The sequence below is a fragment of the Paenibacillus sp. JGP012 genome (genome assembly GCF_014203995.1).
GTDB classification, from domain to species: domain Bacteria; phylum Bacillota; class Bacilli; order Paenibacillales; family Paenibacillaceae; genus Paenibacillus; species Paenibacillus silvae.
Genome location: NZ_JACHKG010000011.1, coordinates 164,581 through 190,702, shown reverse-complemented (window position 1 = coordinate 190,702; position 26,122 = coordinate 164,581). Strand labels below are relative to the sequence as shown.

General features: G+C 45.5%; 24 protein-coding genes. 2 read left to right on the top strand and 22 right to left on the bottom strand.

The window, feature by feature from the left end; translation table 11 throughout:
* Positions 1-141: 141 nt before the first annotated feature.
* Entirely contained in the window at positions 142-1,056 is a 915-nt protein-coding gene (locus tag HNR77_RS15690) for a HamA C-terminal domain-containing protein (protein ID WP_184186036.1), read from the bottom strand.
* Between the two features lie 241 nt (positions 1,057-1,297).
* On the opposite strand from HNR77_RS15690, the gene HNR77_RS15685 reads away from it, so the two are divergent.
* Complete coding sequence (locus HNR77_RS15685) at positions 1,298-1,909, top strand: TetR/AcrR family transcriptional regulator (RefSeq protein ID WP_184186033.1); 612 nt, start codon at positions 1,298-1,300, stop codon at positions 1,907-1,909.
* A 270-nt stretch (positions 1,910-2,179) separates the two neighbouring features.
* Positions 2,180-3,502, top strand: coding sequence for an amidohydrolase family protein (locus HNR77_RS15680; protein WP_184186030.1), 1,323 nt, complete (start codon positions 2,180-2,182; stop codon positions 3,500-3,502).
* Between the two features lie 548 nt (positions 3,503-4,050).
* On the opposite strand, the gene HNR77_RS15670 is transcribed toward HNR77_RS15680, so the two are convergent.
* From HNR77_RS15670 to HNR77_RS15570, 21 genes are all read right to left on the bottom strand, one after another.
* On the bottom strand, positions 4,051-4,320 hold the full coding sequence (locus HNR77_RS15670; protein WP_184186025.1) for a type II toxin-antitoxin system HicB family antitoxin: 270 nt from the start codon (positions 4,318-4,320) through the stop codon (positions 4,051-4,053).
* Positions 4,321-4,983: 663 nt separating this feature from the next.
* A complete protein-coding gene (locus HNR77_RS15665) occupies positions 4,984-5,577 on the bottom strand; it encodes a YdeI/OmpD-associated family protein (RefSeq protein WP_184186023.1) in 594 nt (197 codons plus the stop codon).
* Positions 5,578-6,039: 462 nt separating this feature from the next.
* Positions 6,040-6,582 carry a DinB family protein gene (locus HNR77_RS15660; protein WP_184186021.1) on the bottom strand — a complete coding sequence of 181 codons (543 nt, stop codon included), beginning with the start codon at positions 6,580-6,582 and terminating at the stop codon, positions 6,040-6,042.
* Between the two features lie 66 nt (positions 6,583-6,648).
* The gene (locus HNR77_RS15655) at positions 6,649-7,596 is read right to left on the bottom strand and encodes a helix-turn-helix transcriptional regulator (protein ID WP_184186019.1); all 948 of its coding nucleotides are present in this window, start codon (positions 7,594-7,596) and stop codon (positions 6,649-6,651) included.
* Between the two features lie 251 nt (positions 7,597-7,847).
* Complete coding sequence (gene pstB / locus HNR77_RS15650; RefSeq protein WP_184186017.1) at positions 7,848-8,603, bottom strand: phosphate ABC transporter ATP-binding protein PstB; 756 nt, start codon at positions 8,601-8,603, stop codon at positions 7,848-7,850.
* 111 nt (positions 8,604-8,714) lie between these two features.
* Positions 8,715-9,617, bottom strand: coding sequence for a phosphate ABC transporter permease PstA (gene pstA / locus HNR77_RS15645; protein ID WP_184186093.1), 903 nt, complete (start codon positions 9,615-9,617; stop codon positions 8,715-8,717).
* A 2-nt stretch (positions 9,618-9,619) separates the two neighbouring features.
* Positions 9,620-10,588 (bottom strand): phosphate ABC transporter permease subunit PstC, encoded by a 969-nt coding sequence (gene pstC / locus HNR77_RS15640; protein WP_184186015.1) that lies wholly within the window; start codon positions 10,586-10,588, stop codon positions 9,620-9,622.
* A gap of 87 nt (positions 10,589-10,675) precedes the next feature.
* On the bottom strand, positions 10,676-11,539 hold the full coding sequence (locus HNR77_RS15635; RefSeq protein ID WP_184186013.1) for a phosphate ABC transporter substrate-binding protein: 864 nt from the start codon (positions 11,537-11,539) through the stop codon (positions 10,676-10,678).
* A gap of 47 nt (positions 11,540-11,586) precedes the next feature.
* On the bottom strand, positions 11,587-12,987 hold the full coding sequence (locus HNR77_RS15630) for a stalk domain-containing protein (protein ID WP_184186011.1): 1,401 nt from the start codon (positions 12,985-12,987) through the stop codon (positions 11,587-11,589).
* A gap of 323 nt (positions 12,988-13,310) precedes the next feature.
* Positions 13,311-14,138, bottom strand: coding sequence for a sugar phosphate isomerase/epimerase family protein (locus HNR77_RS15625; protein ID WP_184186008.1), 828 nt, complete (start codon positions 14,136-14,138; stop codon positions 13,311-13,313).
* Between the two features lie 81 nt (positions 14,139-14,219).
* A complete protein-coding gene (locus HNR77_RS15620; RefSeq protein WP_184186005.1) occupies positions 14,220-14,552 on the bottom strand; it encodes a GRAM domain-containing protein in 333 nt (110 codons plus the stop codon).
* 195 nt (positions 14,553-14,747) lie between these two features.
* The gene (locus HNR77_RS15615; RefSeq protein ID WP_184186003.1) at positions 14,748-15,566 is read right to left on the bottom strand and encodes a purine-nucleoside phosphorylase; all 819 of its coding nucleotides are present in this window, start codon (positions 15,564-15,566) and stop codon (positions 14,748-14,750) included.
* Between the two features lie 131 nt (positions 15,567-15,697).
* A complete protein-coding gene (locus HNR77_RS15610) occupies positions 15,698-16,039 on the bottom strand; it encodes a hypothetical protein (protein ID WP_184185999.1) in 342 nt (113 codons plus the stop codon).
* A gap of 134 nt (positions 16,040-16,173) precedes the next feature.
* On the bottom strand, positions 16,174-16,344 hold the full coding sequence (locus HNR77_RS15605) for a hypothetical protein (RefSeq protein WP_221443862.1): 171 nt from the start codon (positions 16,342-16,344) through the stop codon (positions 16,174-16,176).
* Positions 16,345-16,607: 263 nt separating this feature from the next.
* Positions 16,608-17,510, bottom strand: coding sequence for a carbohydrate ABC transporter permease (locus HNR77_RS15600; RefSeq protein ID WP_111270753.1), 903 nt, complete (start codon positions 17,508-17,510; stop codon positions 16,608-16,610).
* 13 nt (positions 17,511-17,523) lie between these two features.
* A complete protein-coding gene (locus HNR77_RS15595; protein WP_184185994.1) occupies positions 17,524-18,489 on the bottom strand; it encodes an ABC transporter permease in 966 nt (321 codons plus the stop codon).
* Positions 18,490-18,601: 112 nt separating this feature from the next.
* Positions 18,602-20,260, bottom strand: coding sequence for an ABC transporter substrate-binding protein (locus HNR77_RS15590; RefSeq protein ID WP_184185991.1), 1,659 nt, complete (start codon positions 20,258-20,260; stop codon positions 18,602-18,604).
* Between the two features lie 143 nt (positions 20,261-20,403).
* The gene (locus tag HNR77_RS15585) at positions 20,404-21,957 is read right to left on the bottom strand and encodes a response regulator transcription factor (protein WP_184185988.1); all 1,554 of its coding nucleotides are present in this window, start codon (positions 21,955-21,957) and stop codon (positions 20,404-20,406) included.
* A gap of 23 nt (positions 21,958-21,980) precedes the next feature.
* Positions 21,981-23,657 (bottom strand): sensor histidine kinase, encoded by a 1,677-nt coding sequence (locus tag HNR77_RS15580; protein ID WP_311768634.1) that lies wholly within the window; start codon positions 23,655-23,657, stop codon positions 21,981-21,983.
* Between the two features lie 76 nt (positions 23,658-23,733).
* Positions 23,734-24,852: a helix-turn-helix domain-containing protein gene (locus HNR77_RS15575; RefSeq protein WP_184186088.1), complete on the bottom strand. Its 1,119-nt coding sequence runs from the start codon at positions 24,850-24,852 to the stop codon at positions 23,734-23,736.
* A 206-nt stretch (positions 24,853-25,058) separates the two neighbouring features.
* The gene (locus tag HNR77_RS15570) at positions 25,059-26,057 is read right to left on the bottom strand and encodes an endo-1,4-beta-xylanase (RefSeq protein ID WP_184185985.1); all 999 of its coding nucleotides are present in this window, start codon (positions 26,055-26,057) and stop codon (positions 25,059-25,061) included.
* Positions 26,058-26,122 lie beyond the last annotated feature (65 nt).

Genomic DNA, 26,122 nt, shown 5'->3' with positions numbered 1-26,122 from the left:
CCGAATGGCGACTGGTGATGCAACATGAACATTTTTTAAGTTCGGTGTTTCAGCAAAATAAATTTACATAAATTAGATATTCAACACGCGTGATATAACTGATTAAAATAATCATCTAATAATACATCTTTAGAGAGATCATCAAAAATCATTATTGGCCTCCATTAAGTTTTTTATAATTCTCTTTCTAGTATCGCTTATTTCGACAAATGGGAACGCATAAACATAAAATGATATCCCATGTAAGTTATACTCCTTAATTTTCTTTTGTATATAACTATATTGACTTTCTACCTCAGCTTTTATTTTTGATCGTATCAACTTTCTAAACTCTGAATTACTTAATTTTCGGGACTCTTCATCAAAAGAAACCTCAAATCCCACAAAGATACCAAATGCGTTATCCTTAAATATTTCTTCTTCTCTAGCACTTGGGAATATGATCTTTTTTAAAATTTCATATAAATTTGGTGAAATACTCTCTCTTTCCAAATGTGTATTTAGTAATTTTATTTCATCATGAATATTATTTGTACCTCTATTCAAAAAATCATTTATGGAACCAAATGCGTCATACAGTGCTCTTTGTAGGGATTTTTCAAGTTTAGATTCGCCAAATATCAATTGATAGTTATTATGATCTATCTGTAAAATATGAACTCCATCAGATCCTTTTACATAGTCATTAGGAGATGTTTTCAGCTCCATTTTCGTAAAAATTTTTGGTGCGCGTAAATGAGACTCTAAGAAACAGTAGAGTAACACCTCGCCTAGCTCTCCATCGTTATGTTCCCACTTTCTCAATTTTTGAATTGCTTTAACATATACCCCTCTATTATTTTTATATACTTCTAATTCCTTTCTTGACAAACAATATGTCACTACACAATCAAACAATTTGTCCACCAATTCTGAATAAACAAATGCATTATTCTCAATTTTTAAAGTATGGAGATTCACCTTCGTATTCAAACCATCTAAATCAAAATTTTTAATTTCATGATAGAACAAGTCCAAAAAGTTATCGTCTACATAAGGATTAAATTCGTTAAGCAATTTATTTACCTCCACAGTGCCTCTGTAGGAATTTGATTTTGATAAAATAGTCCTATTTTCAAAACAACTCACTCACAACATTCGCCAATTATACCTAAAACCCCTCCTATATACCCATTTTATTATTAAAATTACTTTTTTGAAGTATTTTTTCTATACTTACTCTTCTAATTTGACATCCCCTCCAAAAAGGTCTATCCTAATAACGAATCATCCATTCATTTTTAAGGAGTCGTTCCCGATGGTGCAGGCCAAGAAAGACGAAGTCAGGAAAGAGATTGAATACGCGGCGCTTAAGGTCTTTTTTGAGAAGGGTTATGCGGATGCCAAGATGAACGATATTGCAAATGAGATCAATATATCGGTCGGCAACATCTATACCTATTTCAAGAATAAGAAGGAGCTTTTCTACGCCGTTGTGCCGCCGGATTTGGTGGATTATCTGAAAAAGGTACTGGTGGAGACGATTCATTTTGATAACCAGAACGCGTTTGAGGAAACGAACAGTGAGCAGCGATCCGTCCTAATGCAGGAGCAGGTAGATGTGCTGCGGAAGTATCGGAATCAGATCGTTATTATTTTTGAAAAGAACAAAGGCACCATCTACACCGACGCCAAGAACGAGCTGGTTGAGCTGATGATCGAAACGAAGAAGGCCTATCTCAAAAATCAATACAAACACTATGAGATCGGCACCGAGGAGAACCTGATTCTGCTGAACATTCTGGCACATAACGTCATCGACATGAATCTGGACTTATTGAAACGAGACATGAGCGAGGACAGCCGCAAGCAAATCTTTGAAGCGTTGTATATATACCGACTGTACGGCATGAAGAGTTTGAACGAATAAGGAATAGTGCTTGGTCGCTGCAAAGCAAAAATCCATTTTTACCATAGATCACTACGCACCACACAGCGTGCAGATCAGTTGTACTTTCCTCTGATTTGCACGCAAAAAATAAGCATAGGCAAGCCGATCTATTTTTTTAACCCAAAAATGAATTATAAATTCATTTTTAGACCACCAGAATACTTTTCACCGAGAAACCAAATAGCACAGAACCGTATCACTCAACTGATGCATCATGTAACACCACCCACACCCAAGGAGGAACACCCCATGAACACCGCTTATGCTTTGAAAAATGTTAACCTGATCCACGGCGACGCAAGCCGTCATCTGCAGCCAAACATGACCCTTCTCGTCAACGAACAAGGACTTATCGAGAACATCGCTCCAGATCAGGAGCTGCATATCCCCAGTCACTATACAACAATCGACCTTACTGGAAAATACATGATGCCAGGGCTGATCAACGCACATGTGCATCTGTTTGCAGATGGTAAACCGCTCACGCTCTCCGTCAGTGAAGGATTGCTCGATTTTGCCTATCATCGGATTTTGAATACCCGATTTGGTCGAAATGTTTTGAAAAAACGTATGAAACGCAATGCTCTTACCGCACTCCATTCGGGTGTGACAACCATGCGCAGTGTGGGCGAATTCTTTTATACCGATGTGCAGCTGCGAGATGAGATTAACCGTGGGGAGTGGGTCGGTCCGAATCTGCTTGTTTCGGGATTTTTCCTGAGTGTCACAGGTGGACATGGTGCTCCTTACTTGGCACTGGTGGGTGACTCACCTTGGGAGATGCGCAAGAATACACGGATTAATGTGAAGAACGGTGTGGACTGGATTAAAATCTGTGTGACGGGTGGCGTAACGGATGCGAAAATGGTTGGTGAAGCTGGGCGTCTGCAGATGACGGTGGACGAGGTCGCAGCGATCTGCGATGAAGCACATAAGATTGGAATGAAGGTTGCCGCTCATGTGGAGAGCACGGAAGGTGTGCGTGTTGCGCTTCGAGGGGGCGTGGATACGATTGAGCATGGGGCTGAGATGGATGACGAGATTATTCGTTTGTATAAAAATAACCCCAAGGCCCTTCATGGTTACACTGCACTGATCCCTACCCTGCAAGCTGCTTATCCATCCGCTTCGCTCGATCCAAGTGTGACGAAGTTAAGTCCGACGGTCAAAGAAAACGCCAGACTGGTCTACGACTCCATGCTCAAAGGGGTGAAACAGGCCATCGATAACGGCATCACTATTGGAATCGGAAACGATGCGGCCATGTCCTACGTGACCCACTATGATATGTGGAGAGAAATGGATCATTACATGAGACAGACTAAACTAACCCATAAAGAAATCATCGACATGGTCACTCGCAACAATGCTAAGATTCTCGGGATTGACGACGTGACGGGTACTCTGGATATCGGTAAACAGGCCGACTTGATTGTACTGGACCACAATCCACTAGAACAGATCGAAGCTTTATCCAACATGTCGATGGTCATGGTCAAAGGCGATCTGATCCAGAACCCGTCCGTCACACACATCAAAGAGGTAGATGAGGTTGTTAACGCCGTGTGGTGAGCCAACAATGGACTAGATTTTCTTCTATAACTGCAAAACGTATACTCTCATTGAACTAGCAATAACATAAATCTTCACTTCAACGGTTCTGCACCGATTCAATGATATCAAAGACTTATATATAAAAAATTGTATTATGTTACAATTATCCATATAAAGAGGAGATTTAAAATATTATTTTCAAGAAAGGAAAATGATATGACACTAGTTGTACGAGGAGTACCTGAGCTCATTATTTTTCTAATTATAATGGCCGCCAACTATCTAATCATGTATCTTGTTGTTAGCTCTGTTCTTAATAATTCAGGTTTAAAATCAAAAATTGATCATTTACAAAATGAAGTTTTGGATTTAAAAAGAACTTTAAATGAGAACAAAAAAAACCTTTCTGATGATACTAACAAAAATTAATTAAAACACAAATACTAGAGTTACTAAGTTATTACTTAATCAGCCAAATGCCGTGTGGTGAGGCAGCATTAATTAGTAAAAAGAATTAAGTCAGAATCAGAGTAGAATCTGTAAAAATCAAGCTATTTCCTTGTGTCCTATACAGGTCCATGTCCATAATAATGAATGCTCACTTCAATTAAATATGCTTTATCATTCGGATTCGACAACTCAGGTATTGTCTGAGGAGACGGGAGTTCTTCCACGGGCTCTCCGTCCAGATATAATCCTAGCGCATCTTTTGCCATGATCAATGCTTCTTCAAGGGTATCGCCACAAGTAAGGCAGCCTGGCAGTTCAGGGAAAGAAACGTTAATTCCATCGTCGGCAAAGTTAAAAATAGCATAATATTGGTAGGTTCGAATCATATGAGAATATCTCCTTTCCTCAACATATCGCTATGGATGAATAAGTTCCAATCGACAGTTTACCTTTATCCATAATAAAATAATGGAATGTCCATTGTTACTTTTCACATTAAAAAAGGATGAATTCAGATGAGAGAGTACACTGTAGTTCCAGGCCCCAAAATGTTCAAGTGAACCGAGGTGATACCCAAGCCGCTGTCAATTTATTTGCGGATATTATTAATCACAAAGCGGCGTCAGGATGGATCTACCAATTCGTGGAGTCCCTTGCGGTTACCGAAAAACCCGGTTGTCTCCAGCAGCCAGTAACGACACACCATTGTATTTCAAAAATTCTAACGATCACAGGAGAGCCTATTTGCCCCGTTTCGGGCAGTTTAAAAATCTAACGATCCGTACAGACGTTATTTTGACGAATTCAGGCATTTTTCAGGCTTTGGAGCCCATTTTGGCTTAAATAGCGTTTCTCAGAATCGTTAGAATTTTATCACACGAAAAATCCGGCAAATAAGGTCTCTGGGGATCGTTAGCGCTTGGAACATTTGAGTTACAGGGCACGAAGTTGAGCTACAAGTTGTGAAGCATTGAGTTACCCGGTATGGCGAAGCGGATATTGTAAAATGACTTTCAATAGTCATGAGCATACACACACTCAATTATGCATCAGTCATTCAACCCTTTGCCCTCCATGATGGGCTGCATACATTTTTCAATGCGGGATGTTTTAGTCTTGGATTGTTTTGGCTGTGAAAAGTGGTACAGGTACGCACGTTGGCGGCCAGGGGTTAGTGCTTCAAATGCTGCCTGAAATGCAGGGTTGGCATCGAATTGCTGCTGAAGCTCCTCAGGAACAGCGAATTGTTCTACTTCCTTTTTTTCCACTTTCAGACCCGCTTGTTCGACTTCGATCGCTTCACGAATATAGGCTTTCAAAATATCTTCCTGTTCGATAATCTGCTCCAGGTCAGTGAAACGAATCTGGCGGCCTCCCTGTACATTATTCGTTTGCTGAATCAGGATACCATGCGGGTCTTTGAGCAGAGAGCCCTTAAGAAACATGATGGCACAGTACTCCTTAAAACCATGAATTAGTACTACGTTTTTCCCGTTCAACGTGTAGCATGGATGCATCCATTTGTAATCTTCGGTCAGATCACAATCCAATAGGATCTCCCTCAGCTTCACGGATTCTTCCTTCCACGTTTTGATTTTGCTTAAATATGCATCTACTTTAGGATTGGTATTCTGCGTTGTCATAGGATTCTTCCTCTCAACCAATTTAGTTGTGTTTTTTATTCGGTCAAATCTAATTTATCTCATTTTGTGCTGACTACCTTTTATCTTATTTCACCTTTATTTATCGGTTTGTTTGTACTGATTTTCAAGAGAGTGTACGGCTCCACATCAGAACCACTTATCCAACATGTATTAGCTTCTCGCCTTCAATTTAAACCTAGATGGTTAACCTGGACGATTCATCCGGAAAAATAGAGTATAACAAGCCGCAACCGTTTAATTTTATACGAAAAAAGAACCTATAAACGGTCTATAGGCTCTATATTGCGGTAGTTTGTTATTGAAGTTTGTTTTAATACTATACCTGTCGTTCCACTAGTCATTAGCATTTGTATTTGTCTTTGTATTATGTCTTTTAAAAGACTTCTACGTGTTATGCGCTACATGTCTCATCTATACATGAGTAGGTGTAAGGTAGGTTAATCACTTTCCTAGATTGCCCTTCAGCCGTTCCAGCTGTAAAAAATGATGTTTGTAGTGCATGTCGATCAACACAAACCACTCCTCAGCGTCTAGCGCCCCAAACCTTGGGTGAGATACTTTCCGGCTTGTGGACACGGACACTTCGTCAAGAACTGACGCTACACGCCTCATCTGCTGCACCACCTGTTGCAGTCCCTCCACCAATTGCTCCTTGCTTTCAGGTGGCTGCGGTGTATATTGCGGGGAAGCGGGTACTTTAACACGGATTGGAGGAAATTGCCCCGCCTCGAACAACGTTCGGCCAAGCTCTGTTTTTTCCGCATCAGCATGTACCGTGTTCTCGTTATTAGCGAGGCAATGCTCACTGTTACGCAAATGCATGAACAGCGCGGATTGAATCAGGTGCATATACATCTGTCCAAGCGACCACTCTTCTTCATTTTCCTTTTGAAGCAAATCCTCCATATCCAATGTATTCAGTTCTGCCACATATCTCGCTACGGACGTCTCAAAAGACTGCAGCACTTCACTCGTAGTTCTCATCGTTCAAACAGCTCCTCTTCATTCTGAATATCTCCAGTATATAGAGGGGCTCCTGACAAGAGTATGTCAGTAGTGTTTCAAGATGTTGCTTGCGATTTCTCGCATACAATTACGCAGAGACTCCGGCTCGATTACCTCGATATCTCCACCCAGTCCTAATAAATGATGCATGATTTCTTCGGGATGGCGGACACGAAAATCAAAATGAATACCCTCTCCATGCTCCTGGACGTTATTTATATAAAAATGAAGTAACTCTCTAATCTTGTCAGCCACTTCGACTTTTGCACGAATGAGCACATGTTCGTCCCGATCATCCCGCGGCTGATAACGGTTCAGATCAAAATCCGGGGGCAGCAGAAATGCATCCTCCAGCACAGCAAGCTCAGACATGCGGGACAAACGGAAATGACGAATGTCCTGCCGCAGATCACATTTGGCGACCAGCATCCAATGCTCCCGTACAAGGCTAAGTCCATACGGAGAAACGACACGCTGCGTTGAGCGTTTACCATCCGTTTCGGGCCGATTTTTCACATAAGTAAAGCTGATTTTACGCTGTTCCAGAATCGCATGACGTATGTCATGAAGATACGTTTTGACATGGGATGCAGTGTCCGGCTCGGCAGGATAAAGCACCCGCATCGTTTCTTGAAAACGCGCTGACGCTTTACGCACATTTTCAGGTAAAATGGCTTCAATTTTGCGGTGTGCAGACTTGGCTTGAATACCATAGGCAGCATCCCATCTCTGCTCGATAAATCGGGCTCCCATGAGCAGGGACACTGCTTCCTCTGCTGTAAAGCTGACCGGAGGAAGAAAGTATCCTTCCATCAGTGAATATCCGTGACCAGGGGCTCCTGCGATGGGAACACCAGCCTCGCTTAATGCCTGGATATCCCGATATATCGTGCGTACACTCGTCTCGAATTGAGAAGCCAGATCCTCTGCCCTGATCAGCTTCGTTCGCTGTAATTCAAGCGTAATTGCGAGCTGTCGCTCCGTTTTGTTCATGTTCGTTCAATCCTCTACGGTTTACTTCCATGCTTAACGTACATCCACATGTTTAATCATATCATGGATGAAACCGTCATTGCCGTAAATGGCTGTAGCAAGGGAACAGCAATCACAAGTAGGCCCTACCCGCTGTAAATGTAAAATACAGAGCACAAAGGAGCCCTTCAGATCACATCTGAAGGGCTTCCTCTGCACCACAAATTCTATGATCAGACTCATCGTACACACAACCAAAACTGATCCATGTATCACCCGAATCGGCCGCTGATATAATCCTGTGTCCTCTCATCGACGGGTTCGGAGAACATGCTTTTCGTAGCTGAATACTCCACCACTTCGCCGTTCAGGAAAAACACGGTTTGCTGGGAGACACGCGCTGCCTGCTGCATGTTGTGCGTAACCATTACAATGGTATAACGCTCCTTCAGTTCATGCGTCAGCTCTTCAATCTTGAATGTGGAGACCGGATCAAGCGAAGCCGTTGCTTCGTCCATCAGCAGAATATCCGGTTCGACTGCCAAAGCGCGAGCGATGCAAAGACGCTGCTGCTGTCCACCTGACAGACTGAGTGCCGAGCGCTTCAGGTTGTCTTTGACCTCGTCCCAGAGAGCGGCGGAACGCAGACTGCGTTCCACGATCTCATCCAGCTTTTTTTTGCCATGAATCCCGTGCTGTCTTGGTCCGAATGCTATGTTGTCGTAGATGGATTTCGGAAAAGGATTGGGCGACTGAAAAACCATACCGACCTTCTTGCGCAATGTCTCCACATGAACGTCACCGCTATAAATATCCGTTCCACCGACAGCCACAGTCCCTTCGATGCGTGTTCCGGGTATCCGGTCATTCATACGATTCAGCGTACGCAGCAAGGTCGATTTGCCACAGCCGGATGGACCGATAAATGCGGTTATCGCCCGTTCCGGGATATCAATGGAAACCTGCTTCAGCGCCTGAAAGGTGCCGTAAAACAAATTCAGTTTATTGATCTCGATAATGGATTGCACGAGGTGTCCTCCTGGCCATGAATTAGAATGTACTCCTTCATCCGCAACCACTCTGCGTGAGTGAATGAGGGATAAAATGAATCAAGAGATGAACGGGATTCCTGTTCTGTCTCAGACTTTATTTTTACGAGAATTAAACCAGAGCGGCACACGGAACAAAATGTTGATCAGCAGTACTACAAAGATTAGCACCGCCGTAGATTTCTGAGCAATCTGCTCCGCATCCGGCACAATGGCCTCGGACTGGATATACCATAGATGCACAGCCAGCGTTCCTCCTGGCGATAACAGATTGAAATCCCACATCTCGCCGGATGTCGATACGCCAGCAGTCAGGATAATCACAGCACTTTCACCAAACGCACGGCCCGCAGTCAGACAGATACCTGTCATAATGCCGTTTAGAGCGACAGGCAAAATGACCTTACGAATCGTCTGCAGATGCGTTGCTCCCAGTGCAAACGAGCCGTTTCGAAGCTCAGTCGGCACAGCGCGAACCGCTTCCTCCGTCACCCGGGTCAACACGGGCAGGTTCAGGAAAGCAAGGCTGACCGCAGCTCCGAGAATCGTCAGACCAATCTCGAAATACTCCACAAACAGCGCAATTCCGAACAAACCGAAAATAATGGATGGCACGGACGACAGCCCCTCCACACAGATCCGTACAATCTCGATGAGTTTATGGTTTGGCGCAAATTCAGCCAGATAGATTCCGGCAGCAAGTCCGATCGGGATCGAGATCAGAAGGGACAGAAACAGCACATAGAACGAGTTGAACAGCGCCGGGCCTATACCTCCGCCTTCCTCAATCTCACTCGGTACACCGTACAGGAAATCCCAGCTGAGCATTGGCAGGCCTTTTTGCAGCAGCAGGAACAAAAGTCCAACAATAAATAGAATGACGAGGATACCGATACCCCATACCGCGCCGGTGAACAGCCGATCCATCCATGCAGCGGATGCTCTTCGTTTGCCAAAAGAATACGCTGGAGTTAGAGACGCCTCTTTCTTCATACTCACAGGTGACGGCCCCCTCTCTTCTGCAGCATTCTCACCGCAACGATCATCAGGATCGAAATGGCAAGCAGAATAAAGCCCATCATGTACAAGCCATGATTCCAGGTGGAATCAAACTCCACACTGGAGATTTGCATGACGATGTTACTTGTTAACACCGCCGTTGGTGTAAACAGACTGGTTGGAAGCTGCACTGTGTTACCAATAACCATGACCACCGCCATCGTCTCTCCGATTGCACGCGTCATCCCCAGAATGACCGCATACATAATGCCGCCTCTTGCCGCAGGAAGCACGACCCGGGTAATCGTCTGAAAGCGATTGGTGCCGAGTGCGTACGCCGCATCACGGTATTTGTTCGGTACAGCCGAGATGGCATCATCACTGATACGGCTAATTGTTGGCAGCACCATAATCGTCAGCACAATAGACGCTGCAAGCAGGCCATCTGCCAAATCACGCCCACTCAAGTCTCTCAGCCAGGGAATCAGCACCGTCAAGCCGAGGAAACCATACACGACAGACGGAATACCCACCAGTAGATCGAGCACAGGACGCAGCAAGGTACGAAGCCATTTCGGTGTCATTTCGGCCAAAAAAACAGCGATGATGACCGACAGGGGAACCGCCATCAGCATCGTTAATCCAGTGAGCGCAAACGTACCCAAAATAAAGGTTAACGCACCGTAGTGTTCATTTTCCGGGTCCCAGTTCGTGGAGAAAAAGAACTCCTTCAACGAAACATCCGCAAAGGTCAGGACACCTGTACGCAGCATAAGCACGAGAATACAGAACAGAACGAGACAGACAAAAGCCGCGCTGGCAATACAGAGGATGCGAAACATTCGGTTAGACCACCGGAGGCGAGCTTTGCGGTCAAAACGTCTTCCCTTCCCGGGCGCTTTGCCAAGGCTTGAGCCAAGCTCATTCGGAGCCGGACTCTTCGCTGGTGGATTCATTTCCATCATAGAGGACTCTTCCTTTCACATAGAGAAGCCAGCTTGGCGACCACGCGCGGAAGCTGGCTGTCTCTTTCTTATGAAATGCAGGTTGATTTATTTAACTGCTGCAAGCGGAATGAATTTCAGCTTTTTCAGGGAACCATTCTGGAACTTGCTGCTTTGGATGTATTCGATGAACGCTTTGGTTGCGCCTGTTGGTTGACCTTTGGTCATGTAATACCCGATGCCCCATACTTTGTACGTTTTGTTCAACACGTTTTTCTCTGTTGGAGCGACGCCATTAATGGAGACGGCTTTCATTTTGCTTGTTACGTACGGCAGGTCGATATAACCGATCGCGTTAGGTGTTGTTTCAATGGTTGTTTTCATGTCGCCGCTGGAGCCTACTTCTTTGTAGTTGTCCCCTTTGCTCATGAAGTCTTTGCCATCAAGAGCTTTTTGCTGGAAGTTAACACGTGTCCCTGATCCAAACTTGCGGTTAACGACAACAATTTTACCGTCTGTACCGCCAACTTCTTTCCAGTTGGTTACTTTGCCGGAGAAGATGTCCTGCAATTGTTTTGTGGTCAGGCTTGTTACACCTACATTGGAGTTGACTACCGCTGCAAACACGGTTACGGCTACCGGATTAGCAACCTGTCCTTCGAATTTTTTGAAGCCAGGCACATCCTTGGATGCATCCCAGTCTACAGCACCGATGTCGGCAATGCCTTTACGTACCGATTGCGGGCCAGTCACCGAACCGGCAGCCGATGCGGAGATTTTTACTTTTGGATTGTTCTTCTTGAACTCACTTGCTGCCTGGAGTGTTAATGGAAGCAGTGCAGAAGAGCCATTGATTACAATTTTACCTTTCTCATTGCTTTTGGCAGCATCTGCTGTCATTGCACCGCCAAGTCCACTTACCAGAGTTACGGCCATCACCATGGCTGTGAAAGGTTTCATCCATTTTTTCATTGTGATATAAACTCCTCTCGAATTTTGCGTTTAATGGTTAATTAGACTTACTTCGTAACAGCTTTCCAGCTGCCGCCAGCCTGTACCAGCACTCTTCCGTTCTCCACAATAGCCATCTGTGATCCCGTCACCACGATGGAGGATACATCAGAGGATACCGTGTACAGCTTGGATTGTTGTCCGGTTACGGTGTCGATGGACAGAATCACACTGTTTTTTTCATCCTGCGCTGCAAGCACATATAATGTGCTGCCTGACAGAATCGCCTGCTCTACATCATGCTCGTTATATACCGTAACTGGTTTCTGGGATGCATCTACAGACATCAACGAAGCATTGCCATCCTCGGACGGCACACTTACGTAATAAGCTTTCTGCCCGTCTATGGAATAGATAAATACTTTATCATCTGTAGACGTGGTCAGCTTCACTGCTTCTGGTTTCTCAGAACCGTTGTTATATGAAAACAATTGCTGTTGATTGGCTGAAAAGTCAATAGATACGTTATCTTCATCTACATTGGTTGCATCTGATGTCACTTTACCAAGTGTGGTTACCGTGTACACGAAGCGTTTGCCACTCACAGACACATTCAGGTTTTCTTTATAATCTACCTTGTCTTCCACCAGTTTCTTGATGGAGCCATCGGCCAGGTTCAGGTTCCCAATCACCGAACCTTTATCCCCTTGCAGGAAGTATATCGAGCTTTCATCAGCGGACCAGACCAGCTCGGGCTTGATGCTTGTATCACTTGTAATAAGTCTGGAAGCCTTCGTTTTCAGATCGATAACGTACACGGCTCCCTCTGCATTCGTATAGGTCGCTTGATTACCGCTTGGGGATACAACCAGATCCGAACCGCCTTCAGACGTCAGTAACAGTTCATATTTGCCCGTAGCTGTATTTACGAGATAGTCGCTTCTGCCTTGATCATCATTTTTGGACACAATCATCTGATCCGCTCCAGCAAAACGAGGATTCTCTGCCCCTTCAATTAAAGCGATGGTGCTAATCTCTAGCTGACCGTTTCTCAGGCCAACGGTTCCGCCTACGCTCGATACCAATGGACGAAGTGCGGCGTAGCTTGTTCCACCAATAATAACAACGGGCTGCTTCAGATTGACCTTTGTACCGTCAACCTCGAGCTGCTTTGATTTGTTCTGCAGGCTGACCGTGTGACCATTCAGCTGAATCACAGTCGCCCCGTTTACGATTTCTGCCTGTGCTCCGATCGCTTTGATGACGTCGCGGACAGCAACGAGTGTTTCACCGTTTTTCACGAGGGAACGTACAATGACTTGATTGCCGTTTATGGTAAACGTGGAGTTTTGGACCTGGGTTGTACTGGCCGCAGGCTTGGCTGCAGGGGCAGCCGATACTGCACCAACCACAGAAGTTGTTAATGCGGTGGCTACTACGGATGCTGCAAACACCTTTTTCATTGACATTGGTTTTTGTCACCCTTCTCTTCTCCATATATACTTGCCTGGTAAAGCTGTTCCCTGCTTGGTAAACTTGTATATATCGTCAATATGAGAGCTTTCCGCCTCATCCCCCCAAACATCCACGTTCATAGTAAAAATGACCTATCACCTCTGTAATTATAGGAGTGGTTTGTAAACGGGAAATCCTGGAATTGTTAGCGTATTGTCAATGTTTTCATGTAAACCGATTCATATTGTAAAAATTCATTACATTTCTACTAGGCCTGTCATCGAACAACAAAAATAACCCATACCAAATGCATGGGTCATAGGTTATTGTATTCTTTTTAAAGAGGAGCAAACACCCGATCAAAGCCTGCCTTCGACTTGGCAAACCGTGTCTCCACATCCAGTTCGGATGCAGGTGCCAGCACTTCCTGAGCCACGACATCGTTGTAACCGATGGTCTTCAGATTTTTCAGAAAACCACTCAGATCAATGACTCCTTCTCCCGGATAAAGCCGTTCTCCATCCTTTAATTCCTCAATCGGCAAGTCATAGGCATCATTAATGTGCACATGAACCACCTGCTCCCGCTTCAACTTCAGCAGCTCATTCATCTCCAAACCATTCGTGTGCCAGTGGTAGGAATCCACGAGCAAACCCACATTGGGTGCGTGGATGGTATGGATCCAGTCCAACGTATCATCTAAACGCCAAAGAAACGGATTCTTCCATTGCGTACGCAAGTGATGACACCCGACAAACTCTAGTCCGAGCCGGATACCATAAGCATCCAGAATATCAGCACAAAGCTTGAGTCGTTTGGTCGCGGCAGCCATAAATGTCGCAGCAGGCTGATCGGTAGAGGGCAGAATGTAGGTGCAGCATTTGTTCACGTTCAGTGCAGCAGATGCTTCGGCCATCGCGACCAGATTCGGCAGCCCCTCTCGGAATTGTTCATCGGCCATGCGCCATTCCACTGGCAAATCCGCAGAGCCAATGATGACTTGATTGCTTTCCAGCAGATGCTGAGCTTGCCCAATGCCATACGTCTGAACGAATGATAGCGGATTCAAATCTACAGCCCCAAACCCGTACTGAGCCGCATACGTAATGTACTGTTCATCTGACTCGATATTGCCCAAACCAGCTTTGGTTAATCCTCTAATCATAGCGTGTCCCTCCTTGTTGTTGTCTGTCCCTTGCAATCTCTTCCCAAGACAGCAGATCGTTATGTACGTTTGCTCCAAATTCTATCCTGGTATAATATCATCCGTTCTCTTCGCATAGATGATCTCGCGGATAATTTTGGATCGATTCCATACGATAAACTTAAAAACATGACCTGTCTCCAGCGTAATTTTGATACCGTTCGGGATTAATCCCCACGTTTGATGCTTTTCGATTTTGCTCATTCCCCAAAGCTCGATCTGAACCGATTCGGTCTGAAAATTCAAGCTATGGGGAACAAAAATCAGACGTTGATTGGTCAGGAATAACCTTCCTCCTACACCTTCAAGTCCTCTCAACCAATTCGCATGAATACGCTGGAAAATGACATATTCATCTTGACGCAAATCTTCCATGTTTCCTTGTCTCCTTTATCAAATTCCGTTAAATTCATATTCTGATCATTGCTCTTTTTATTATAGGATGATTCTTCAGATTAAGGAATTTTTTTCTTTTATCAAAACTCAAAAACGCATTGCCCACCCAAAGCCTGGCTCGGACAATGCGTTTGTTAACACCTTCAATACGATGTGGCTAGATAGAGCTGCTTGTTAGATTTTTTGCAGAATACCTTTCACCAGTCCAATAAACGTTGTTTTCACTTTCGCTGCGACTTCAATAACCTCATCATGGCTCAGCGGCTGATCCAGAATACCGCACGCCATATTTGTCAGACAGGAAATACCGAGCACCTTCATGCCGCCGTGAATCGCAACGATGGCTTCTGGTACGGTAGACATACCTACAGCGTCAGCACCCATCGTACGGATCATGCGAATCTCCGCAGGGGTTTCATAAGCCGGGCCACTCCACCATGCGTATACACCCTGCTGCAAGCTTACTTTTTGCTCTTCAGCAACCTCCAGAGCGATGCTGCGCAGTTCACGGTTATACACTTGGGATACATCCGGGAAACGCACCCCCAGCTCAGCATTGTTAGGACCCATCAGCGGATTGTTGCCAACCAGATTGATATGATCCGTGATCAGCATCAGCTGACCTGGCTCAAAGCTGGTGTTAATCGCGCCGCAAGCGTTGGTGATAATCAGCTTCTCCACACCGAGTGCTTTCATAATACGAACCGGGAACGTTACTTCGTCCAAAGTGAAACCTTCATAATAGTGCAGACGGCCTTTCATTGCTACCACGGTCTGTCCCATCAGTTCTCCGATCACAAGTTCATTCGCGTGACCAATGGCCTCGGATTGAGCAAAATAAGGAATATCGGTATATGGAATAACCGTAGCATTTTCAATTTCGTCCGCAAGCGCTCCCAGCCCCGAGCCCAGAATCATACCTGTAACGGGCTTGGTATTGATCCGATTTAATATGTAATCACGTGCTTCCTGAATATGGGCTGATTGATGCATAATAAACGTCCTCCTGAACCTCTGAATTGGTGTGAAACATAAGCTTTACTTCTCAAGTGTAATGAACAACGACCCTGATGTAAATGGAATCCCTTATTCTCGTCCAATTACGCAGTCCGAAGAAAACATGATTACACCTTGTCCCCGGATTGCAGCGCATCAAAGTAAGGTTCGAGTATCGTTTTGAAATCCGCACTCTGCTCTTCAATCTGCTCAACATACGTCCATAATAAACGCTCTTCTGTTGCGAGGTTGATCACTTCGAATTCCATCTGCCTGGATGCCCATACCGTCACCTGCCCGATGGCCTTCTTCGATTCATGATTATATCCAATGAAGGGTTCGAAAGAGTGCTCATTACATGTTGTATCGTCTTGCTTCCTTTCCTCCGTGGTGATGTAACGTCTCTGTAGCCACTCTTGTTCCTGCTGCATCCAATGTCTGAAGGAATCCAGAACTGGCATATGTGACATTCTCAGACACCTCCATTAATGAAAACCGTTCCATTATCGGGGATCACAGCGTCCCACAGCACACGCTTCACTCTTGAATTGTAAAATAAAGAGCCGACCCTCTTCCAGAATCGGCTCCATCGTTTAGTCCAGCACTAATTCAATGTATGATTACTTCTGCTTTTATACCAATCTATCCCCATCGTCAGCATGAGCATCCACAGTGCAAACATCAGCGGCCGTTCCATTGTGCCTTCGCCAAAAATAAAATAGGCCATCACGAAATTCCCAATGAACGTTAACATATTCTTGCCGATATTTCCCACATTCCTCAACTCCATCTGAGCTTGGATTTATAATAATTGAAGATACACCGATTCATCAAAATCTTCGTTACAGCTCCTCTTTTTTGCGAAACACGCTTCATCGTTAAAATTATAACATATACTTCATATTAATGGATGTCATTTCCTTATCCCAAGTTTCTCTGTACATCAAAAAAATCGGCCTGCATAGGCCGATTTCTCTGAATCTGATATCCAATTACACTTGATAAACAAACTGATGTGATACTTCACTTTCTCTTCAACTATTCCTTCACACTACCCAGCTGCAAACCGTGTACAAAATATTTCTGCAAGAACGGATACACAACCAGGATTGGCAAGGCTGCAACAATCGTAATTGCTGCCCGGATCGATATCGGTGTTACCAGGTTGCGTGCCTGACCCATGTCCGCTCCACTTGAAACGGATGCACTGCTGTTGGTATTCATGGACGAGGAGAGCAGCTTCATCAACTCGTACTGCAGTGTACTCAAGTTTTGCTTGGAAGACGCGTACAAGAATGTATCAAACCAGGAGTTCCATTGGCCTACCGCAATAAACAACGCTACCGTTGCCAACACCGGTTGACAGAGCGGCAAGATGATGGACATAAACGTTCTGAAATCGCCTGCGCCATCAATCTTGGCGGATTCAATCAATCCTTCAGGCAGCGTCTGAATATACGTACGAATAACGATCATGTTAAATGCACTGATCAGTCCCGGAATGATATAAACCAGGAAGTTGTTGAGCAAGTGCAGGTCCTTGATCAGGAAGTAGGTTGGAATCAGACCGGCACTGAAATACATCGTCATAACGACAATAATGGTAATCGGTTTACGCAGGATATAATCTTTACGGCTGAGCGTATACGCCAGCATGGATGTCAGGAACAGACTGAGCACCGTACCCAGTACAGTTCTTGCAACGGAAACCCAAAAAGCTGCAAATATTGTTCCGCCTGCAAATACTGCTTTGTAGTTTTGAGTGGTCCATTCCCTTGGTAACAGGTAGATTCCACCCCGAATGGTATCATTACCCGCGTTAAATGATATAGCCAGTGTATTCAAAAACGGGTACAAGGTCACTACTGCAATAAAGATCATCAGCAAGCCGTTAAATGTGTGGAAGACAATCGGCTCAACCCGAGATTTGTTTATTCCCATCGATGTGTCCTCCTCATATTAATCGGTCTTCGCCGAATCGTTTGGATATAGAGTTAGCTGCAAATATTAGCGTGATACTGACCACCGTTTTGAATATACCTGCCGCAGTGGCGAGTGAATAGTTACCAATCTGCAGACCGTATTTCAAGACGAAGATATCAATTGTTTGAGACCAGTCAACCACGACACCATTACCTAGCAAATACTGTACTTCGAATCCGGCTTCCAGAATCCATCCCATGTTCATAATGAGCAAAATAATAACGATGGACTTGATTCCAGGCAGGGTTACATACAGCATCTTCTGATAACGGTTAGCTCCATCAATCTCTGCTGCTTCATACAGCGAAGGGTCAATCGAGGTGATTGCTGCCAGATAGATGATCGCATTCCAGCCGACCTCTTTCCAGACGTGCGACGCACCGACAATTCCCCAGAAATACTCTGGAACACTAAGCCACATAATGGGTTCATCGATGAATCCAAGCTTCATTAGCACCACGTTCACAATCCCGCCGTCTACCGATAACGAGCTGGCTACAATGCCCGTAACGATGATCCAGGACAGAAAGTGAGGCAGATACGAAATCGTTTGAATCGTACGTTTGTACAGCTTGTTCTTGATTTCATTCAGCAAAATCGCAAAAACAATGGCTGTTACAAAGCCAAGGATCATGTTAATCAAACTCATCGCGATCGTATTGCGAAGTACGTTCAGAAACGCGTCGTCCGTAAGCAGAAATTTGAAATGCTTAAGTCCGACCCACTCCTGCTGCGAAAATTTCTTCGCTGGACTGTAATTCTGGAATGCCATCACCCAGCCCCAGATCGGATAATACGAGAAAACCAGAATATAAGCAACGATGGGCAGAGACATAAACATCAGTTGTTTTTGACTGCGCAGGCGCTTCATAAGAGGCGTCTTGGTCACTATGGTTGGAGCAGATTTATCCTGTATAGCTCCTGGCGTGTTCGCCATCTTTCACTCCTCCTATCAACTTACAGCGGTACTCGGGGATCGATTGTTCAGAAGGCACAGGAGCAGATGCTGCTCCCTATGCCTTCCAATGCAATCCTTCGGTCGCCTTTATTTATTTCACGGTCCAGTTCTGAATCCGCCATTGCAATTGCTCATTGATTCGGTCTTCATACGCCTTCACATTAATTTTCTTGTAAGCATCCACGTACTCGCTCCAGATGGAGTCGAATTCATTTGCTTTGGACATAATCGCTCTTGGCAAATATTTCAAGGATGTATCTGTCATTTGTTTGTTGGCTACCGAAGCATCGGAGCCTTCCTTCAGATCCACTTGCCAAGCTGGATAATACACCGGGTTCTCAGGTGCAGGAGAGAAGAAGTCACTCCATGTTTTGAAACCATAGGCATCCAGAAGCTCTTTATCCTCAGCTTTCAGGCTGTCGTAGAATTCCTCAGGCTGATTGGTTGCACCAATAGCGTTTCCATCCGAGAATGTACCTTCCATTTTCGGTGCTGCACCATAGAAGCCTTCTGCTTTGTTAGCCAGCTTCCATGCCGGGTCTTCCTGTTGAGTACGTTGTTCAGGTGTACGATAGAATCTGCCTTCCTCGTTGACCATGTAGTCTACGCCCTCTTCACCCCAGGACAACAACTTCTGATACTTTTCATCCATCAGTGCATCGAGGAACTTCAGGATAGCTACAGGATCTTTCGCATCTTTACTGATACCAAAACCGTTGTTCAAGTTGATAACCGGACGATCCAGGTAGTGATCCTTGATGCTTGTGTCATATACAAGCGGGAAGCCTACATACGTTTGACCAATTTTGTTCTGAGCTACGAGCGTATCTTCACCTTGCTGGAAGTTCCAGTGCTGATCGAACATACCGACAACACGTCCAGAAGAGATTTTAGCCAAGTACTGGTCATAGTTCTGAACAAAAGCTTCTTTGTCCAGCAATCCATCGTTATAGAGATTGTTCAGCTCTTTATAATAACGTTTGGATATATCTTTATCCGCGAATACGCTTGCAACACCGTTTTCATCAACGACAACGCCGCCGTCATTTGGATGACCTGTCAAGTGCTCTGGCGGATTCAGGAGCGGAAATGTTCTCCAGTCGGAAGCCAGTGTTGTAAAACCGATCGTCGGCTGACCATCTTCGGTTGTTGGATGCTTCGCTGTGTAATCACGAATCAGCTTCATGTAATCATCAAGCGTTTTCGGAGTTGGATATCCGGCCTCTTTCAGTACCTGTTTCTGAATCCAGAACGCAGGGCCGGAATAGTAGTTACTGATGAACTCACCCGTGTATACGCCATAGTTCGGCAGCCAGTAAATATGACCGTCACTGGAATCCTTCATCCGTTCCCAATCTTTTGCATAATGCTTTTTGAGGTTTGGCGCATGCTGCTCGATCAGATCTTCCAGCGGAATAACCGCATCGGCCGCAACCAGCTTGGTATCTGCTGTAATCAGGTCAGGATAATCTCCCCCTGCAACCATAACCCCCAGCTTTTGCTGCAAGTCACCTACGAGAAACTCCATGTTCAGTTTGACACCGAGCTCATCTTCGATCTTTTTGTAGATGCGGTTATCCGCTGCCGGTGCCTGATTTGGTGTTCCGATAAAAGCCGAGATGTTTAATACTTCCTTGCCATCGGGTGTCGTCGTTTTGGCCTCTTCACTGCTGCATCCTGCAAGTGCCAGAGTTAATGCCATAACGAGAGAAATGGAACCCCAAAGTTTCTTTTTCTTCAATCCCCCCATGTATTGCGCCTCCTTGGAAGTGGTTTGCCTTACTGTCTTTATTATGAGGAAATGTATGCGGTTACAAAATAAACAGATTTAAGCATCTGCCCCCCTTAATTTCAGGAGGTATTGAACCAGCTCATACCCCCGTCAAGTCCTCTTCACTGAGCAAACTTCAGACGATATTCCGCCGGTTTCAACCCTGTTCTTCGCTCAAACTGCTTCAAAAAATGCTGGTAACTCTTATATCCGACCTGCTCTGCGATTGCACATGAGGCTACGTCCGATGCTACAAGCAGCCTTATCGCTTCCTCAATCCGCAGATCATGCACCATGTCCAGAACACCTTTACCATACTTGCGCATAAAAGACTGCCCGAGATGCACCGGATGCATATAAAAGCGTTCTGCCAGCTCCTTGATTGTAAAGGTTTCTCTGAAATGCTCCTGCAAGTATTCAGCCACCATTGCCTGTGTCCCGCCGAGCTGCTTTTGACGAAGTGAGCTTGCCAGTGCCCGGCACTTTAAGCAAAACGACTCCAACATATTGGCAGACTCCTCAATATTCCGATAATCCTGATGCCCAGGATAGATAGCTGTGTTCTTCAGCAGCTCTTTTGGTTCTCCTCCCAGCTCCTTGCACAGGGAGAGCCCCCGAAACAAAATCTGGGTGATGAAGATATGAACCAGTTCAGGAGCCGTCTTACTTTTCACCAATTGGCTGAAGGCTTCTCTGATCGACTGGCTCACCTGTTCTGGCGAACCGTTCTCCACATGCTCCATAATGAGATCTACTTCACGAAGAGACTCCGGGTTAAATATTAGACGTTGTTCCTGAATATCTTCGGCGAACAGCAGATCACCCTCATGTAAAAATAGAAAACGCTCCGCTTGGGCAGCCATGCTTCTGGACAGAGATAGGTTCTCCAGCTGCTGCACAGGCAGCCCAACGGCGAGCTGCACGCCTTGTGGCACCACTTCGTTTAAAGCAGATAACAGTCGCGCGGCAAAATCCCGATGACTTCCTTCTTGCAGAGTCTCCGGTAATGGACTACATTCCCCCCGTACGATGCCGCAGACATCCTGCTCATTCTCCACCACATAACAGCATTGCTCACGGGTCACAACACCTTGAATCGCAGAACGGATCTGACCCGAATCAGCTCGCTGAAATCTCACTTTGACATATGACCATTGACAGGCCTGCTCCTTCAAACTTGAGATGACATGAGCTGCTGTATCTTTATTCTCATATTCCTGATCAGTAACGAGCGCGAAGAGAACCTGTCTGATTTCCTGATGTTTGGCCTGTTCACGTACAGACTCGCGCTCATGCTTCTGCTTCAATTCGTGTGCCAGTCGCTCCAGCATATCATCCGCTTCTACCGTATCGACCGGTTTTGTTAAATAATTGCTCACACCAAGCCGAATCGCCTGCCTTGCATAATTAAAATCGCTGTAACCGCTCGTAATAACAAACATCGTCGAATCATACCCTTGGCGACGAGCCTCTTCAATGAGTTCAAGTCCGTTCATCGCGGGCATATGAATATCTGTAACAACCAGATCAGGCTTGCTTGTGCGTATGGCCTCAACAGCCTCTTCACCGTTGGCACATACACCGTTAATTTCGAAGCCAAATTTCCGCCAGTCAATCAAAAGCTGCAGCCCTTCAATTGCAAACGGCTCATCATCCACCAGAAGCACTTTATACATCTCGTTGCCCCCCTTTTCATGCGTTACAGTCGATCTGCAGGAATATGAAATCCAGCCTCTGTTCCGCTGCCTTTCTCACTGCGAATCGTAAACGTTGCATGCCCTTCATAGAACAGCTCCAGACGTCGATAGACATTGCGAATGCCCACATGCGAGCCGTCCTTCGCCTGATCCGAGCGTACATCCTGAATTAATTGGCGCAATCTGTCCTGCTCCATACCCACGCCGTTATCAATCACACCAATCGTCAGCCCTGATTCCTCAAGCTGGGCCGTTATATGAATCAACCGACCTGTTTTACGGGCCTGCAGACCGTGCTTGCACGCATTCTCCACAAGCGGCTGAATGCTCATTCTCGGAATCCGCTTGCCTGCAGCCTGCGGATCAATATCCAGTGTATAATCGAACAAATCCCCGAACCTGAACTTCTCAATCTGAAGATAAAGGGTAGTAAACTGCAGCTCCTCTTGCAGCGGGATCAGATTATCGGATCGACTGAGCAGCTGCCTCATGAGCAGCGATAAACTCTTGATAATTTCCGACACTTCCGTATATCCATTTTTGGTACTCACAACCAGCAGCGCATTCAGTGTATTAAACAGAAAATGCGGATTCATCTGGCTCTGAAGCATAGATAATTCTGTGCGCACTTGATCCAGTTCCAGATCCTTATGCCTGATCTCCAATTTGTAGACATCGTTAATCAGAGAATGAATTTTGCTGATCATCATATTAAACGTACGAATTAATCCACCGATCTCGTCCCGGCCCTCCTGAATTTCAATCAGGTCGAAACGCTCATTCCGTACTTTCTCCATATGCCGTGATAACTTCCGGATACGATAATGGTAAGAACGCAGAATAAAATAAATAAGCACCGAGGGCACAATAACACTGATGACGGCCAGCCACAAAATCGAATTCCGCGCCTCGTTCAGCAGCTGATCGACATGCCGCGTATCCGCAACCCCAATCAGCTTCCAGCCGTCCAGATAAGCCAGATTGCCAAGAGACTTTTCCAGCACATATTCAGCATCTACATCACCGGACCACTCGCCATCTGCCGGGAAGCGTGCGCTGGACACGACGGGACGATTGTTGCCATCCACCAGCCTCAGCTGCAGGCTGTTCGTCTCACGATTCAGGATACTGTATATCCGGTTGACTTCCAGATCAATTTTGGAATACTTCGCGTAATTTGCGTAAGAAGTGAACGTCTTCATTTTCCCAATAACGCTGATTCGTTTCCCCCGACTGAACCCCGACTCTTCTTCATAATCAATAACCAGAATATCTCCGCTGGCTTGATTCAACTGCTCGATCCCTGGCAGCGTGGTTCCCTTATCCTTCATGACGATATAATGGCTGCCGGTCTGGATCGTATCATTATTTGTAAAAATACGGACTTCAAGAATGTTAGCCGACATATACCGTGTCAATTTATCTCGAAGAAAAACATGGTACTCATTGTAATATTCCACAGGTGACTGATAGGTACGATCCAGAGCTTCATACAAGGAATCGTCTGCCGCAATCATCCGGCTCAATGCAACGCTCTCATCAATCATACCCACCAGCTCACCAGTAGCCCGGTCGATGGATTTGCGCAGATTCTCCTGCTCCCGCACCTTGATATCTGCTGAAGTTCGCTGATAAAAAAACAGATTGATCGCAATGATCGGAAGCAAAATACTGAGCACGTAAATCAGTAAAAACTTGTATCGAAGGGGGATGTCGTTGACGGTACGAAAGTTCCTCCATTTTGTGCGCACATGATCACCCTTGACTGTTGTTTTTGTATAGAGAAGGCAACTCTCCTGTAAGCGCTTTAAATTTCTCTGTAAAATACTCGGCATCGTGATAGCCCAATTCAAATGCTATATCTGAAATTTTCATATTGGTGCGCCGAAGCAGTCTGCGTGCTTCCTCTATCCGAAGGCGATGCACATATTCGCTGAAGCTGACACCCATCTCACGCTTGAACTGTTGCCCCAAATAAGCCGCATTCACATGAATGTGATTAGCGAGCTGCTGCAATTTGATTTTGGACCGATAATGCTGCTTTAAATATTGAACCGCTTCAGTCACCAGTCCCCCGGAGCCTGGATCGCTCTGACCAGCGGAAGCAAAGGTTTCTGTAATTTGAACAAAAAGCTCTTTCAAATCTCCCGTAATCCATCTCTCGGTTTGGTGCCACGCCTGCTCTTGAAGCAGCATGGAATCTGCCCCGAGCACTCGATATTTACGCAGCAGCTCTCCGTGAATATACAACACAATGCTCTGAGCAAGGCTGAGTCCAGACCGTGATGTCTGCATTTCCTCCAGCATCTCGTCGATCGCATGTGTAATGCCTTTCACATCTCCAGCTTCCATAAAAGAAAGCATTTGCTTGGCATGAGACGTCATTTTCTCAAGATCAGTCTCTTCAAGTGTGCCGTTTACTTCAGCAGGTGTGTCCAGAAGTTCCGCGGCTGCAAACTGCTCGCCTGCAGATAGCTGCTCCATCTCCTGTCTTTGTAAATCCAAAGGAACAATCATACTGCGTAACAATTCATGAATCTCTTCAGGAACCAGAGGTTTAAGCACATATTCATTCACCCGATAACGTATCGCCTGCTGTGCATATCCAAACTCGGAATAACCGGTTACAATCACGATCTGGGAATCATATCTCAGCTCTTCACGCATCGTTCTGATCAGACCCAGTCCATCAAGCACCGGCATCTGGATATCCGTTACGACCAAATCCGGATTCACCGTGCCGATCAGCTCAAGCGCTTCTTCTCCATCCGTTGCAGTTCCACACAACTCATATCCGCAGCCTTGCCAATCAATCATCGTTCTCCAGCCTTCCAGCATAAACGGCTCATCATCTGCTACTATGACCTTGTACATGGATTCACCTGCCATTTCCCCTTTTTTTCTCAAGTATGGCATCGTACAGTCAAAGTGACAATGCTAAAATTAGAATATATCTGCTATATTTATAAGATACTTCAAAAAGCCTTACAGGCTATCCCTTTATCAAGGGCTGCATGCAAGGCTATACATCCGGGAAAACCAGCGGACTGTGAGAACATCTTTAGTTTGACTTACATAACCTAGACTCGCCCGATAATCCGCCAGAAGGAATCCTTTGGCTGAAGCTGTGTATCAAATACAAACGGCCAGTTTTTGCGACCACGTACAGGGAAATTGTCCAGCCAGGTATAATTGTCAGCAACTCCCCAGAACGTCACCGAAGTGATATTGGATTGATATTCACGGAACAGCGCAAAAATGTCCTCGTAGCGCTTCTGCTGGAGCTCTGCCATCTCTGCCGTTGGTTCGGTCAGATCGGTACGCCGCTCCTCGTGACCAAACACGGACAAATCCAGTTCAGTCACATGAAGCTGCACATCCAATGAAGCGTAACGTTCAATCGCTTGCCGAATCTCCTCGATAGATGGACCGTGAATATTCCAGTGCCCCTGCATACCAATACCGTGGACAGGAGCGCCCTGATCCAGTAAAGAACGAACCAGATTATAGATTTTCTCCCGTTTGACCGGGTCCGTCTCATTATAATCATTGTAGAACAGCAGCGCATCGGGGTCTGCTTCATGAGCCATATTAAATGCCTGAACCAGATAATCCTCCCCAAGTAACTGCAGCCATTTGGTATCCCGCATAATCAGATCAGTCTTATCTTCAATCGCTTCGTTGACGACATCCCAGGCATAAATCTGTCCTTTATAACGGCCAACAACCGTATCAATATGCTGCTTCAGCCGGGACAGCATCAGTTCTCTGGAAGCCGGTCCTCCGGAAGCATCCTCGAATACCCATGCCGGCGTCTGATTGTGCCATACCAGGGAATGCCCGCGTACACCGATTGCACGAGCCACAGCAAAATCAACGATTTCATCTGCCGCCTCAAACGTATATTCATGCTCTCGCGGGTGAACCTCTTCAAACTTCATCTGATTTTCCGCGGTTACACTGTTATAATGCTTCGCAATGAATTCCCCTTCAGTCTTCAGCATTCTTGTATGCACTGCCGCACCTATTTTGAATGAATTGGCATAAGATGCAGATAGGGACGGAATTTCGGTAGACATCCTGGTTCCTCCTCACAAGGTTCTTTTTTTTATCATACCGAAAAATGAATGCGCTTTCCATGTAT